At 71.3% G+C, this 13,725-nt stretch carries 17 protein-coding genes; 8 read left to right on the forward strand and 9 right to left on the reverse strand.

Annotated elements, in window-relative coordinates:
- Window positions 1–48 precede the first annotated feature (48 nt).
- On the forward strand, window positions 49–900 hold the full coding sequence (locus VC184_RS14370) for a hypothetical protein (RefSeq protein ID WP_323986712.1): 852 nt from the start codon (window positions 49–51) through the stop codon (window positions 898–900).
- Here VC184_RS14370 and VC184_RS14375 read toward each other — a convergent pair.
- Window positions 885–1,424 carry a YaeQ family protein gene (locus VC184_RS14375; protein ID WP_269268216.1) on the reverse strand — a complete coding sequence of 180 codons (540 nt, stop codon included), beginning with the start codon at window positions 1,422–1,424 and terminating at the stop codon, window positions 885–887. The two genes, VC184_RS14370 and VC184_RS14375, sit on opposite strands and share 16 nt — an antisense overlap.
- A gap of 53 nt (window positions 1,425–1,477) precedes the next feature.
- Between VC184_RS14375 and VC184_RS14380 the strand changes: the two genes are divergently transcribed.
- The gene (locus VC184_RS14380; RefSeq protein ID WP_274179276.1) at window positions 1,478–2,323 is read left to right on the forward strand and encodes an NAD-dependent epimerase/dehydratase family protein; all 846 of its coding nucleotides are present in this window, start codon (window positions 1,478–1,480) and stop codon (window positions 2,321–2,323) included.
- Window positions 2,324–2,329: 6 nt separating this feature from the next.
- Here VC184_RS14380 and xylB read toward each other — a convergent pair whose 3' ends face one another.
- Entirely contained in the window at window positions 2,330–3,646 is a 1,317-nt protein-coding gene (xylB, locus tag VC184_RS14385; protein WP_274179277.1) for a xylulokinase, read from the reverse strand.
- 47 nt (window positions 3,647–3,693) lie between these two features.
- Window positions 3,694–4,881, reverse strand: coding sequence for a xylose isomerase (gene xylA / locus VC184_RS14390; RefSeq protein ID WP_114588790.1), 1,188 nt, complete (start codon window positions 4,879–4,881; stop codon window positions 3,694–3,696).
- 88 nt (window positions 4,882–4,969) lie between these two features.
- Here xylA and VC184_RS14395 point away from each other — a divergent pair, with 88 nt between their 5' ends.
- From VC184_RS14395 to VC184_RS14410, 4 genes are read left to right on the forward strand one after another with little or no spacing between them, the layout of a single operon-like run.
- A complete protein-coding gene (locus tag VC184_RS14395; protein ID WP_323986713.1) occupies window positions 4,970–6,199 on the forward strand; it encodes an ROK family transcriptional regulator in 1,230 nt (409 codons plus the stop codon).
- Between the two features lie 59 nt (window positions 6,200–6,258).
- Complete coding sequence (locus VC184_RS14400) at window positions 6,259–6,615, forward strand: DUF6804 family protein (protein WP_274179279.1); 357 nt, start codon at window positions 6,259–6,261, stop codon at window positions 6,613–6,615.
- Window positions 6,612–6,854, forward strand: coding sequence for a hypothetical protein (locus tag VC184_RS14405; RefSeq protein ID WP_274179280.1), 243 nt, complete (start codon window positions 6,612–6,614; stop codon window positions 6,852–6,854). Before VC184_RS14400 ends, VC184_RS14405 begins: the two co-directional genes overlap by 4 nt.
- Entirely contained in the window at window positions 6,851–7,321 is a 471-nt protein-coding gene (locus VC184_RS14410) for a BLUF domain-containing protein (protein ID WP_282501603.1), read from the forward strand. The genes VC184_RS14405 and VC184_RS14410 overlap by 4 nt, the downstream gene beginning before the upstream one ends.
- On the opposite strand, the gene VC184_RS14415 is transcribed toward VC184_RS14410, so the two are convergent.
- From VC184_RS14415 to VC184_RS14425, 3 genes are all read right to left on the reverse strand, one after another.
- Complete coding sequence (locus tag VC184_RS14415; protein ID WP_274179344.1) at window positions 7,322–7,531, reverse strand: DUF3072 domain-containing protein; 210 nt, start codon at window positions 7,529–7,531, stop codon at window positions 7,322–7,324.
- A 370-nt stretch (window positions 7,532–7,901) separates the two neighbouring features.
- Window positions 7,902–8,798 (reverse strand): NAD(P)-dependent oxidoreductase, encoded by an 897-nt coding sequence (locus tag VC184_RS14420; RefSeq protein WP_282501604.1) that lies wholly within the window; start codon window positions 8,796–8,798, stop codon window positions 7,902–7,904.
- Between the two features lie 20 nt (window positions 8,799–8,818).
- Complete coding sequence (locus VC184_RS14425; RefSeq protein WP_323986714.1) at window positions 8,819–10,249, reverse strand: four-carbon acid sugar kinase family protein; 1,431 nt, start codon at window positions 10,247–10,249, stop codon at window positions 8,819–8,821.
- 186 nt (window positions 10,250–10,435) lie between these two features.
- Between VC184_RS14425 and VC184_RS14430 the strand changes: the two genes are divergently transcribed.
- Window positions 10,436–10,627: a hypothetical protein gene (locus VC184_RS14430; protein WP_274179284.1), complete on the forward strand. Its 192-nt coding sequence runs from the start codon at window positions 10,436–10,438 to the stop codon at window positions 10,625–10,627.
- A gap of 7 nt (window positions 10,628–10,634) precedes the next feature.
- On the opposite strand, the gene VC184_RS14435 is transcribed toward VC184_RS14430, so the two are convergent.
- Window positions 10,635–11,336 carry a FadR/GntR family transcriptional regulator gene (locus tag VC184_RS14435; protein WP_323986715.1) on the reverse strand — a complete coding sequence of 234 codons (702 nt, stop codon included), beginning with the start codon at window positions 11,334–11,336 and terminating at the stop codon, window positions 10,635–10,637.
- Window positions 11,333–11,941 carry a TetR/AcrR family transcriptional regulator gene (locus VC184_RS14440; protein ID WP_274179286.1) on the reverse strand — a complete coding sequence of 203 codons (609 nt, stop codon included), beginning with the start codon at window positions 11,939–11,941 and terminating at the stop codon, window positions 11,333–11,335. The genes VC184_RS14435 and VC184_RS14440 overlap by 4 nt, the downstream gene beginning before the upstream one ends.
- A 70-nt stretch (window positions 11,942–12,011) precedes the next feature.
- Here VC184_RS14440 and VC184_RS14445 point away from each other — a divergent pair, with 70 nt between their 5' ends.
- Complete coding sequence (locus VC184_RS14445) at window positions 12,012–13,301, forward strand: MFS transporter (RefSeq protein ID WP_274179287.1); 1,290 nt, start codon at window positions 12,012–12,014, stop codon at window positions 13,299–13,301.
- On the opposite strand, the gene VC184_RS14450 is transcribed toward VC184_RS14445, so the two are convergent.
- On the reverse strand, window positions 13,298–13,573 hold the full coding sequence (locus tag VC184_RS14450) for a hypothetical protein (RefSeq protein ID WP_114588784.1): 276 nt from the start codon (window positions 13,571–13,573) through the stop codon (window positions 13,298–13,300). The genes VC184_RS14445 and VC184_RS14450 overlap by 4 nt on opposite strands.
- Between the last annotated feature and the right edge of the window lie 152 nt (window positions 13,574–13,725).

The raw sequence follows: 13,725 nt of genomic DNA on the forward strand, positions 1-13,725 counted from the left end.
GTGAGGTTGGCCGCCCCCACGACTCGCGGAATATGTCACGATGCAGGGATGGACGAGGGAGTTGCCGCGGAGCTCCGGGCCCTCCGCGTCCGCGCCTACGCGCCGGGCGGCGACATCGCCGACGATCCCGCCGCCCTGGCTCGGCTGGCGGAGCTGGAGGCGCGCGAACGCGAAGACCGGATGCCGCACGCGCACGCGCCTGAACCCGATCCGGAGCCCGTGCGTCCGCCGATCATCGATGGGATCCCCGACCTGGCTACGCCCCGATCCGACGATCCGCGGGCTGACGAGTCGCAGACCGACGAGTCCCGGGATGACGACGCGGGGCCGACGGCTCCCCGCGCGCGACGGCTGCGCCCGCTGCTCATCTGGGCCGGTTCGCTCGTCGCGGTGGCGGTCGTCTCGGTCGGGATCACCGCGTTCGCGACGGCCCGCAGCGCCTCGACCGCGACCGCGCTGCCGCCGGACGCGGGAGTCTCGCACGTCACGACGCTGCTGCCGACGGGCGAGGAGATCCCCGACTTCATGCGCCCGTATGGCGACGGGGTCGAGGCGGGGTCGTTCGAGAAGTTTCTCGGCCTGTCGGTATTCCGCACCACGGACATCTGGCGGGGAGGGGACAACATCTGCCTGTCGGTCGCGCGCATCGACGACGACCAGGGCGACGGCTCCGTCAGCGGATCGTCGTATCAGGGCTGCTCGGCCGGCGCGTTCTCCGCGGCCGTCTCCTTCATCGTCTGGGACGATCAGCCCGAAGAGCTCCTCGAGCGCTATCCCGTCGGTACGGCGCTGCAGTTCGTCCTCACCGATGCCGGAGTCGACGTCTTCGTGTCCGAGGCCCCGACCTCCTCCGCTGCGCCGGAGGCTCCCGGTGAGGCAGGCATTCAGCCCGCGGGCTGAGTGATGACGTCGGACTCGGCGGTGACACCGTTGAGTTCGACGTAGAGGTGGCGCTCGGTGACCGAGACCGTCACGGTGTTGCGGCGGTCGAGCGCCGAGACGAGCGTGTCGATGAAGCCCGGCTCGAAGCTGTGAAGGGCGATCTCCGAGACGCGGTGGATCTTCTTCCCCGCCCACGCGGCCACGATGGGGCCGGGGTTGCGCTGGGTGTAGACCGCGACGCGGTCGGCCTGCTTGCTCCCGAGGTGCAGCCGCGAGGCATCCGGCGCCCCCACCTCGATCCAAGCGACGATCGATCCGGTCAGGTCGCGCACGAGCACGGCGGGTTCGTCCTTCGCGGCGATCCCCTCGGTGAAGTCGATGCCCTCCTCGTACTCGAGGCAGTACGCCAGCAACCGGGTCAGCATGAAGGCGTCGGTCTCGGAAGGATGCCGCGCGACGCGCAGCGCGAACGACTCGTACACGCCTCGGTCGACGTCGGCGAGCGTCGCATCGAACGTGTGGATCGTCGCCCCGGCAGCCATGAGGATCGAGCCTAGCCGCCCCGGGGTGGGCATCCGTGTGCGACGCTGTTCCCATGCGGATCGCACTGACGGGATCATCGGGAAAACTCGGCACGGTCGTCGCTCGTGAACTCACGGCGGCGGGGCACGAGGTCATCGGCTTCGACGTGATCGGCACACGCGGGCCCGCGTTCGTGCAGATCGATCTGACCGACTACGGCCAGGTCGTCGACGCTTTCGGCTCGGTCGGCGATCGCCACGACGGCGTCGACGCGATCGTGCATCTCGGCGCGGTGCCCGCTCCCGGGATCCGTCCCGACATCGCGACGTTCCACAACAACATGGCGGCGACCTTCAACGTCTTCCACGCCGCGACGCGACTCGGCATCGACCGCGTCGTCTACGCCTCGAGCGAGACGGTGCAGGGGCTGCCGTTCGACGTGCCGCCGCCGTACATCCCCGTCGACGAGGAGTATCCCGCGCGCCCCGAGTCGGTGTACTCGCTCGTGAAGCACCTCGAGGAGCAGCTCGCGATCGAGCTCGTGCGCTGGCACCCGGGCCTCTCGATCACCGCACTGCGCTTCTCGAACGTCATGGTGCCCGAGGACTACGCCGAGTTCCCGTCGTTCGACGCCGACCCGATGCGTCGCAAGTGGAACGTGTGGAGCTACATCGACGCGCGCGACGGCGCCCAGGCCGTGCTGCGCGCGCTCGAGAACGCACCGGCCGGCTTCGATCGGTTCCTCATCGCCGCCGCCGACACCGTCATGTCACGCCCGAACGCGGAGCTCGTGGCCGAGGTGTTCCCCGGCGTCGAGATCCGCGGCGACCTCGGAACGAACGAGTCGCTCTTCTCGACCGAGAAAGCCCGGCGGCTTCTGGGCTACGAGCCGAAGCACTCCTGGCGCGACCATGTCTGAGGCGATCTAACGGGCACCCGCCGCGGCGACGCGGCGGGCCTGCTCGGCCGCGCCGAGCGCGACGTACTCGCCTGGCGCGGGCACCTCGACGTCGAGTCCGAAGACCGCGGGGGCGATCTGCTGCACGGCTGCCGACCGCGCTCCCCCGCCGACCAGCAGCACGCGCCGCAGCGGCACGCCCTGGTCGCGCAGCGCGTCCAGTCCGGCGCCGAGGCCTGCCAGCATCCCCTCGACCGCTGCACGGGCGAGGTTCTCCCGCGTGGTCGAGGCGAGCGTCATCCCGGTCAGCGAGGCCGTCGCATCCGGCAGATTCGGCGTGCGCTCGCCCTCGAAGTACGGCACGAGCGTCAGCCCTCCCGCCCCGGGCTCGGCCGACAGCGCGAGGCGCGACAGGCCGTCGTGGTCGACCCCCAGCAGGGCGGCGACGACGTCGAGCACGCGAGCGGCGTTGAGCGTGCATACGAGCGGCAGGTGGTGCCCGTCCGCCGAGGCGAAGCCCGCGACGGTCCCGGTGGCATCGACCGCGGGCGTCTCGCTCACGGCGAAGACCGTGCCGGACGTGCCTATCGAGACGACGACGTCGCCGACGCCCGCGCCGACACCGAGAGCGGATGCCGCGTTGTCGCCGGCGCCCGCGGCGACCCGGCGGCCGCCCTGATCCTCGACCCACTCGTCCGCGGCGAGGACCCGCGGAACCACGGCGTCGTGCCCGAGAGCGGCTACGAGCAGCTCCCGGTCGTACTCGCCCGTGACCGCACTCCAGTAGCCGGTTCCCGAGGCGTCGGAACGATCCGTGACGAGCTCGGCCAGCGCGGCGGCCCCGCCCGTGCCGTCGGAAACCGGGCCGAAGCCGCGCAGGCGCCAGGTCAGCCAGTCGTGCGGAAGGGCCACCGCCGCGGTCCGCGCGGCGTTCTCCGGCTCGTGCTCGCGCAACCACCGCAGCTTGCTGATGGTGAACGAGGCGACCGGAACGAGTCCGGTGCGCTCGGCGAGCCGGTCGGCGCCGTATTCGGCCACGAGATCGGATGCCGCCTGCGCCGAACGGGTGTCGTTCCACAGCAGCGCGTCGCGCACGACGGCGCCCCGCTGGTCGAGCGCGACGAGGCCGTGCTGCTGGCCGCCGATCGACCAGGCCTGAACGTCCGCCATCCCGCCCGCGAGCTCGATCGCCGCCTGCAGGGCGGTCCACCACGACTCGGGGTCGACGCTCGTGCCGTCCGGGTGGGGCGCACGCCCCTCCCGGACGACCCGACCGGTCTCGGCGTCGACGATCACGACCTTGCACGATTGGGTCGACGAGTCGACACCCATGACCAGCGTCATGCCGGCATCCTCTTCTCTCGGGTTAGGGGACTCTCGCGGCGCCGGCGTCAGCGTGCGCCGAGCAGGTGCTCGGTCGCGAGCTGCTGCAGGCGGACGAAGCCGAAGCCCTTGCCGCCGAGGTACGCGTCGGCGTCGAAGTCCTCGTAGGCCGAGCGGTCACCGACGAAGTCGTCGTAGGTCTCACCCTCGCCGAAGGTCGGCTGGGCGAGCTCCGGAACGCGCGCCGCTTCGAGCGCCTCCTGCACCTCCGGGTCGGCGCGGAACGCCGCAGCCCGCTCCTTGAGCAGCAGGTAGGTGCGCATGTTCGCGGCGGCGGAGTCCCAGACGCCGGTCTCGTCCTCGGTGCGGCTCGGCTTGTAGTCGAAGTGGCGGGGTCCGTCGTACGCGGGGCCGCCGTTCGGGCCGCCGTTCTCGAGCAGGTCGACGAGCGCGAACGCATTGTGCAGGTCGCCGTGACCGAAGACGAGGTCCTGGTCGTACTTGATGCCGCGCTGACCGTTGAGGTCGATGTGGAAGAGCTTGCCGTGGTACAGCGCCTGCGCGATGCCGGCCGCGAAGTTCAGGCCCGCCATCTGCTCGTGTCCAACCTCGGGGTTCAGGCCGACGAGCTCGGGACGCTCGAGCGACTCGATGAAGGCGAGGGCGTGACCCACGGTCGGAAGCAGGATGTCGCCGCGCGGCTCGTTCGGCTTGGGCTCGATCGCGAAACGCAGGTTGTAGCCCTTCTCGACGACGTAGTCGCCGAGGAAGTTCACGGCCTCGCGGTAGCGCTCCAGCGCCTGTCGGACATCCTTCGCCGAGTCGTACTCGGCACCCTCGCGGCCGCCCCACATGACGAAGGTCTCGGCGCCGAGCTCGGCGCCGAGGTCGATCTGACGCAGCACCTTGCGAATCGCGAAGCGCCGCACCGCGCGGTCGTTCGAGGTGAAGCCGCCGTCCTTGAAGACCGGGGCGCTGAAGAGGTTGGTGGTCACCATGGGCACGGTCAGGCCGGTGTCGGCGAGCGCGCCCTTGAGGCGATCGATCTGCGTCTGCCGCTCGCTCTCGCTCGACCCGAACGCGAACAGGTCGTCGTCGTGGAACGTCAGCCCCGCGGCCCCGAGCTCGGCGAGCTTCTCGACGGCGTGAACGACGTCGAGGGGCGGCCGGGTCGGTCCGCCGAACGGGTCGGTTCCGTTGTAGCCGATGGTCCAGAGGCCGAAGGTGAACTTGTCGGCCGGGGTCGGGGTGCGCATGCGTGCTCCTTCGCTTCGATTGCTGCGACCTCAGCGTAGGTCGGTTTGTCTATTACGTCAACAAACTGTGTTCTCGTAGGCTGATGCCGTGAGTGTCGCGCCCGGAACCGCCGAACTCGTCCGGCGAGTGAACCTCGCCCGGATGCTCGTCGTCGTGCACCGCGACGGTCCGATCTCGCGGGCCGCGCTCACCGCGGACCTCGGCCTCAACCGCTCGACCATCGGAGCGCTGACCGCCGAGCTCGCGCGCCTGGGCCTCGTCACCGAGACCGCCGGCGCTGCCGAGGGTCGGATCGGGCGCCCGTCCCCCGTCATCACGGCCCGCCCCGATGTGGTCGCTGTCGCCGTGAACCCCGAGGTCGATGCGGTGACACTCGCCGCCGTCGGCCTCGACCGCCGGATCCACGCGCGCCGCCGCGCAGTCACGACGACCCTCATCACGCCGCACGCGCTGGCGTCACTGATCGCCGCGACGATCGAGGAATGGCGCAGCGGGCCGCTCGCCACGACCAGGGTCATCGGGGTCGGTGTCGCCGTCCCCGGGCTCGTCGACCCGGCTGCCGGCCTGGTCGTGCACGCGCCGCACCTGCGGTGGACGGACGCCCCGCTCGCCGATCTCGTCACCGCCGCGACGGGCACTCCGACGACCGTGGGCAACGATGCCTCGTACGGCGCGCACGCCGAGTACCTCTTCGGCGCCGCGCGCGGCGTCGCCGACGTGATCTACCTCAACGGCGGAGCGAGCGGCATCGGCGGCGGGCTCGTCGTCGGCGGCGGACTCGTCGGCGGCGCGCGAGGCCTCGCGGGGGAGTTCGGGCACAATCCGGCGATCTTCGAGGATGCCGCGGACCGGCGATCCGGTGAACGCGCCGCCCTCGAAGACGAAGTGAGCCGGCACCGTCTGATCGCCTCGCTCGGGCTGCCCGGCGCCGACGACGCCGAGTTGCGGGCGGCGGTCCACGGCGCCGCGAATCCGGCGGCGCGCGCCGAGGTGCATCGGCAGCGCCGCATCCTCGCGTCCGCCGTAGCGAGCGCGGTCAACGTCCTCGATCCCGCTGTCGTCGTCCTCGGCGGCTTCCTCGCGCCGCTCGTCGAGACCGACGTCGACGGCTTCGCCGACGCGGTCGCCCGTCAGACGATCTCCGGCTCGGCGCCGCTCGTGCGCACCGCCGAGCTGGGAGACGACCGCCTGCTCGTCGGCGCCGCCGAGACCGCGTTCGCCGCGCTGCTGTCGGATCCGGTCCCCGTCATGACCGGCGCCGACGCCGCCATGACGGATTCCGGCGTGGCGTCAAGCGCCGGTCGGCCCGCGCGCTGAACTCGTACGATCGAGAAGACGCGCGACCTCGCGTCATCCGTCCCGAGAGAAACGTCCGCATGGCTTCGAGATCCGCCCGCCCCGCCGACCCGCCGCTGCGCCAGCGCAACGCGCTCGCCCCCGGCATCCTCGGGGCCGCTGCGCTCGTGGCCGGAATCCCGCTCATCGGTGGCGAGTTCGCGATGGTCATCACGTTCGTCGTCGCGATCCTCGCGCTCATCATCGCGTGGTTCGCGATCCAGGCGCGGCAGTGGTGGTGGGCGCTGCCGATGGCGGCTATCGCGGTGCTGTGGAACCCGGTGTACCCCTTCTCGCTCGACCAGCCGGTCTGGCTGGCCGCGCACGTCGCCGGCGCGGCGACCTTCATCGCAGCGGGAGCCCTCGTGTGGGTACCCCGCCCCGAGGCCGCGCGGTGACCGGAACCGGAATCGTCTGGGCTCGCGTCGAGGACGGGTTCCACGTCGGAAGCCGCACCGGCGAGTTCGTGGGTTACATCGACCGGCAGCCCGACGGCCGGTACCTCGCCTACGACTCACGGTCGGCCTGCGCCGGATCGTTCTCCGACCTGACCGCGGCGATGCGCACGCTCGCGTTGCGAGCGACGCCCGGCATCGCGGCCGAAGAACCGCCCATCGAACTCCGGGAGATCCGATGACCTCGACCTCCGAGGGCCTGCTCTCGATCCTCTACACGAGCAACGCCCGCGCGCCCTTCGGCGACGACGACCTGGCGGCGCTCCTCGCGCAGAGCCGGGCGTCCAACGCGGCGCGAGACCTGACCGGGATGCTGCTGTACCGCGGCGGCCGGTTCGTGCAGGTGCTCGAGGGACCCGAGCCCGCCGTCCGCGATCTGCTCGCGACCATCCGGCAGGACTCCCGCCACTCCGACATGCGGGTCCTCATCGAGCAGCCCATCGCCCACCGCGAGTTCCGCGAGTGGACGATGGGCTATCAGCCGATCGCCGAGACGACGGGCGACGCCCCGACGGGGTTCCGCGACACCTTCGACGACCTCGAGGGCTCGGACGACCCGAGCGCGACGCTGCGCGCCGCCCGGGAGCTGAGCCTGTGGTTCCGTGTGCGGTCGGCTCGTCCGCAGGGGAACGCGGACGCCGGGTCGTAGTTACGCGCCGCGCCCCGTGGCGTCCTGCAGGCGGTCGATCTGCTCGGACGCCTCGGCCTTGGTGAGGGTGCCCGGCAACTCTTCGCCCGCCTCGCGCGCCAGCGTGTCGAGGTAACTCCGCTGCGGGCCCGTCATGGGCTCATCGCCGGTGACCCACGTGTCGGGATCCTTGACCGGCGAGCCCTCGCCGCCGCCCTCGGTGCCGCCCAGCGTGTCGGTCGCACCCGGCGTCTCGGCCGCGGGCTCCGGCGACGCCGGCGGAGTCGGGGCCGACGGCTCGACGGGCGCCGGCGCCGTCGGCTCGGCGGGAACGGGAACGGTCGGCTCGGCGGGGGCGGGGAAGGTCGGCTCGTCGGGTGTGGGGATGCTCTGATCGCTCATTCCTCGACGCTAGGCCGACGGGCCCCAGAAGCCGAGGCACTTGCGCGTTCCGCGAAAAGCACTCAACGAGAGAACCCGGCCCGGGGACGTCGTTCGGGCAACGTCCCCGTGACCGGGTGTTCTTCGATGTTCGGCGATCGACCGCAAGGAATACGCAACGCGCACACCGAGCAACCGCAAGAAATCCGCAAGATCGGCCTCAGCCGCGGCGCGCAGGGGCGGAGAGCCGGATCACGGCGGAATCGTCCGCCTCACCGAGGCCCTGAGCCTGTGCGAGGAGGTAGCTCTGCTCGGCCGCAGCGGCGAGCGGCGCCGGGAGTCCCGCCCGCCGCGCGGCGGCGCCGACGATGCCCATGTCCTTGACGAAGATGTCGAGGCGACTGAGCACCTCGGCGCCCTCGTCGTCCCAGGCCTGCAGCATGCGCGGGCCGCGGTTTCCGAGCATGAACGACGCGGCGGCCCCGACCTGCAGCGCCTCGAGTGTGCGTTCGAGGTCGAGCCCCAGGCGGTCGGCGAGCGCGAGCGCCTCGGCGGCTGCAGCGATGTGCACACCGCACAGCAGCTGGTTGACGGTCTTCAGCGCCTGACCGTCGCCGGCGCGCTCGCCCACGATGGTGAGCGTCGACGCGAGCGCCTCCAGGACGGGCCTCGCGACCGCGAGGGCTCGGGGGTCGGCCCCGACGACGATCAGCAGATCGCCCTCTCGCGCCCGGACCGGGCCACCGCTCAGCGGGGCGTCGACGAGGCCGATGCCCCGCTGCGCGAGCGAGGCCGCGACGTCGGCGACCCCGTCGGTTCCGACGGTGCTCGTGAGAACGACGACCGCTCCCTCGGCGAGGGCGTCGACGATGCCGGCATCCCCGAACAGGACATCCGCGAGCTGAGCGGAGTCGCGCACCGCCACCAGGACGACCTGCGCACCCGCCGCAGCCTCCGCGGCGGAAGCAGCCGGGGTCACGTTCGCTTCAGCGGCCAGTGCGAGCCGGGTGGGGGCGATGTCGAAGCCGCGGACACGGAAAGTCTCCGCCAGGCGGGCGGCCATCGGCAGGCCCATAGCGCCGAGCCCCAGTACCGCAACCGTGGTGTTGTCGTTCATTTCGACCGTGCTCCTTCGTCTCAGGCGGAATGTGCGGGCGTCAGCGAGAGCCGCTCGACAGCGGCGGTGAGCGACCCGTCGTCGCCGACGTTGCCGGCGAACACGATGTAGGGGATTCCGGATGCCGGCCCGTCGGCTGCTTCCCAGACGGACACGATGCCGGGGAAGAGCGAACCGCGGACCCGCGCGCGCCGGATCTCGAGCCCGCGCGTGGCGACGTCGCTCGAGGTGATGCCGCCCTTCGCGATCACGAAACGGGGCGTGACCCGTGCGACGACCGTTCGGACGACCTCGACGACGGCTCCCGAGACCTGACGGGAGATGTCGAGGCTCTCGTCGGGGTCGTCGGTGCGGACGAGCGTGCGGCTGGTGTGCAGCACGACATCGCCGCGCAGCAGCGCGGTGGCGATGGTCGCGCAGGCGCGGTCGAGTTCGGCTCGCCGTTCGGAGGGATCGAGCAGTCGCGGGACGTCGAGCTCCACGACCGCCTCGAGCGGGCGGCGACGCACGAGGTCGGCGAGCTGGCGGCTGGTGAGACCGACGTGCGAGCCGACGATGACCAGTCCCCCGCGGGTCGCATGGTCGACGCTCAGCTCGGCGGCGTCGACGGGCGGCCGGCGGCGCTGGCCGATGCGGGCTCGGACGAAGGGCGGTCCCACCCGGTAGACGAACGATCGGCCTTCGGCCTCCACCGCCTCGAGACCGAGCGCCAGCTCGACGAGGTCCTCCTCCACGACCGCATCGACCACGATGGGAGCCCCCGCCGGGGCGGCGCGCAGCACCGCCGCCACGGCTGCCGTCCCCGCGCGGAGGTCATCGACCGTGACCTCGACGACGTCCGCAGCCGGGATGGCGCCGCCCGTCTTCTCCGCCACCCAGTCCGCCAGCCGCGATGCGCGGAAGCCGAAGGTCGAGTCGCGGGCGAACTCCGTCTCGCCGATGGGAGTGAAGCCCTCGTCCGACAGGATGCCATGGACGCCGCGGACCGTCACGCGTCCGGCATCCGGGAAGGCGGGCACGACGACGACGTTCGTCGGAGCGAGCGCCCCGGAGCGACCGATCTCGTCGGCGATGGTGTCGGGCTCGAGCGGGAAATGCCCGCGGAGCGTCGAATCGCTGCGGCTGACGAAGTCGACGCGCACGCGCGCTGTCTCCGCGGCCGCGAGTGCCGCCCGCACGACCTCACGGTTGATGCGCTCGGCCTCCGCCGGCGCGAGGCTGCGCGAGTTGGTCAGGACGTACACCGCGGGAGCGCCGGACGAGAACGCCCACGCGAAATCGGGCACGTCCCACGCGCCGAGCACCGGCAGGTCGGCGACCGACTGCGTCCCGGTCGGATCGTCGTCGAGGACGACGAACACACGACGACCGTCGGCCATGCGCTCCGCCAGGAGATCGAGGTCGGGGCGCGAGACGGCCGGCAGATCGGGCAGGGGCACCGTGGGGGCCACGTGTTCTCCTCGTCGTCGAGTGAGGTCAGCCGATGACGGCTGCTGTCAGCTGTATGACAGCATGCAGCAGTCGGGCATCGCCGTCAACATCGGAGACGAGATCGCCCCGGGGCTTGCGCCAACCCCCTCGCGGATCGCACGCTGGCATCACTGGTCACCCGGTACCACGAACGTGAGGAGTCAGACATGCCCGACATCGAGCGAAAGCACGGCACCGAGGTTCCTGTCGCCGACGCCGAGGAACAGCAGCTGCCGGCCACGGCCGACGACAGCGCGGCCCCCGAGATTCCCGCCCCGAGCACGGAGGCCGACGCGGCCGACGTGTGGGAGCAGCGTCACGAGGTGCCGGTGGACGACGACGAACCGGAATCGGAGTGAGGCGCGCTCACCCTGCGACGTAGCGGCGGAAGTCGTCGAGCGTCTGCTGCAGGTGCTGGTCCATCGCCGCCCTCGCGGCATCCGGGTCGCCCGTCCGCAACGCCTCGAGGACTCCGCGATGCTCGGCGATCGCGTGCTGCTGGATCTCCGGCGCCCGCGATGTCTGCGTCCGGCGCTCGGCGAGCACTTCGGTCAGGGGCGCGAGCAGCACGGCGAGGAACAGGTTGCCCGAGGCGCGGAGGATCACGGCGTGGAAGCGCAGATCGGCGTCCACGAAGCGATCGACATCGGCCGCGGTCGCTCCCGCGACCATCTCGTCGATGCACGCCGCGCACTCCGCCAGGGCGGCGTCGTCGATGAGCGGCGCAGCGAGAGCCGCTGCCTCGCATTCGATGATCCGGCGCGTCGAGATGAGCTGTTCCGCCACCAGGGCGTCATCACCGTGTGCGGCCCGGAACCGGAGAGCGTCGGACACCGAGCCCCACTCTTCGACCGGAGCCACGCGGGACCCCACCCCCGACACCACCCGCACGATGCCCCGCGCCGACAGGGTGCGGAGCGCTTCGCGCACGGTCACGCGGCTGACGTCGAACTCGACGCCGATCTCCGCCTCGGTCGGCAGGGCATCGCCCGGGGCGAAGCGTCCCCCGATGATCCGGTCGAGCAGATCGTCGGCGACGGTGTTCACGAGCGACTTGCGACGGCTCACCGCCCCTCACCTCGCCGTTCGAAACCCGCCCAGCCGTTCTCGAGCACAGCGAACCCGGCATCGAGCGTCGCCTCGGGATCGTCGCTCTCGTTCACCATCGTCTGGATCTGGAGCACGAACCGCGCGAACGCACGGATGTAGGGGTCGGGCTGCGCCTCGCCGAGCTCTGCGGCGACCGCCTCGGCGAGCGCCTCCTCGTGGCGCAGCCACATGCGCGCGGCGTAATCGCGCAGCGCGGGCGTGGCGTTGAGGAAGTCCATGAACACGCGCGCCACGTCATCGCCATGCTCGGCGGCTCCGGCGCGGATCTCACGGGCGTAGTAGTCACGGATCGATCGGGAGATCGACGTTCCCGGGGGGCGGTCCCGGACGGCCGCGACGAGGCGCTCGCGCTGTTCGTCGTCTTCGTCGAAGACCAGCGCCTCCTTCTGACTGAAGTGCGCGAAGACGGTCGTCGGAGAGACATCGGCCGCGTCGGCGATCTCACGGATGCTGACGTCGTCGAAACCCCGCTCGAGGAACATCATCGTCGCGACATCCGAGATCCGTTTGCGCGTGGCCGCCTTCTTGCGCTCGCGGCGTCCCGGCGGCGCAGTGTGGTTCATGAGGTCGATCCTAGGCGGCGAGCACGAAAAACTGTATTGACACCAAACTTGGTATCAATACAGTTTCGGTATGACTTCAGTTTTCTCGCGTCCGCAGCCCGCCGGCGCCGACCGCCGATGGGTGATGCTCATCCTGCTCACGACGCTCACGACGGCAGGCATGACCGTCGTCCTCCCCGTGCTCCCGTTCGTCGTGCTGCGCTACGTCTCCGGCGAGGGAGACCTCGCGCTCTGGGTGGGCGCGCTCGAAGCCGTCAACGGGCTGTGCGCCTTCATCGCGGCCCCCTTCCTCGGTCGCCTGTCCGATCGGTTCGGTCGCCGCCCAGTGATCATCGTCGCGTCGTTCGGGGCCGCGGTGAGCATGCTTCTCTTCGGCATCGGCGGCGCGATCTGGGTTCTGCTGCTCGCGCGCGTCATCCAGGGGGCGACGGCCGGAGACCTGCCCGCGCTGTTCGCCTACCTCGCCGACATCACCCCACCCGAGAAGCGCGCGCAGCGATTCGGCCTCCTGGGCGCCCTCTCCGGGATCGGCACCATGGTCGGCCCCGCCCTGGGCGGTCTTCTCGCTGCGGTCGACCTCGCCCTGCCCGTCTTCGTGACCGCCGGGATCTCGTTCCTCATCGCGACCCTCAGCGTCTTCCTCCTGCCCGAGAGCCTCGAGCGCAGAAATCGCATCCCCGCGATCGCGGCATCGGACCTCAACCCGTTCGCGGTGTTCCGCCGCGCCTTCGTCCGCCCGGAGCTCCGCGGACTGCTCATCGCGTTCGCGCTCCTCGCCCTCCCCTTCGGCTTCTTCGTCAACAATTTCAGCGTGCTCGCGCTCGACTCGATCGGATGGGGTCCGACGGCCATCGGGCTCTTGATCGCCGTCGTCGGTGTGATCGACATCGTCGTCCAGGGCGTCCTTCTCGGCTTCCTGCTGCCCCGGATGGGTGAACGCGGCGTCATCGTCGCCGGCATCGCCGCCCAGGCAGCCGGGCTCGTCGCCCTCGCCGTCGTCGCCTCACTCATCGCGCAGCCCTGGCTCTTCGTCCTCGGCGCCCTCGCGCTCGCCGCCGGGCAAGGGGCATCGCAGGCCGCGCTCGACGGTGTCATGTCGAACGCGGTCGGTCCGCACGAGCAGGGCTGGCTCGGCGGAGTCACCCAGTCGCTCACCGCGGCGATGGGCACGATCGCCCCGATCCTCGCGGGCGTGCTCTACGCCGTCGTCGCACACGCGGCGCCCTACGCTCTCGGCGCCGTGCTCATGGCCATTGCCGCGGCCACCGTGATGCGCGCGCCCATCGTCGATGCGGCGACGAACCGCCCCGCGCCCCTCATCGATGATCCGGCCGGCCTCGGGACCGGGGCGCGCCCCTAGACGTCGAGACGCGGGTGCGGCATCCCGTCGGCGTCGTCCGCGCGTGCGGACGTGCGGCGTCCGTTCGCGAACGTCACGGCGACGAACGCCGCGAGCAGGACGACCACCACGATCCCGGCGAAGGCGAGAACCCGCAATTGCCGCAGATGCCACCCCGTGGCCACCTGAACGAAGACGAGGGTCGCGATCACGGCGATCAACCCGAGACCGACCATGACGCGGATGCGGCGGGCGCGCCGCATCCGCGTGTTCACCGTGCCATGCAGGGACATACTCTCTCCGCGGGCGGGGTTCTCGGGTGCCCCGCTCCACCGGTCACTATCGGTCGCGTCGCTGCGAATGTGCGGGCCGGCGTTGGAACAGAGCATTACGCCTCTCCCCCGCGCGCGTCCAGCCCTTTTGCTCGGAGATTCCGAACCGACAG

Source organism: Microbacterium plantarum, from assembly GCF_035231185.1.
Lineage (GTDB): Bacteria > Actinomycetota > Actinomycetes > Actinomycetales > Microbacteriaceae > Microbacterium > Microbacterium plantarum.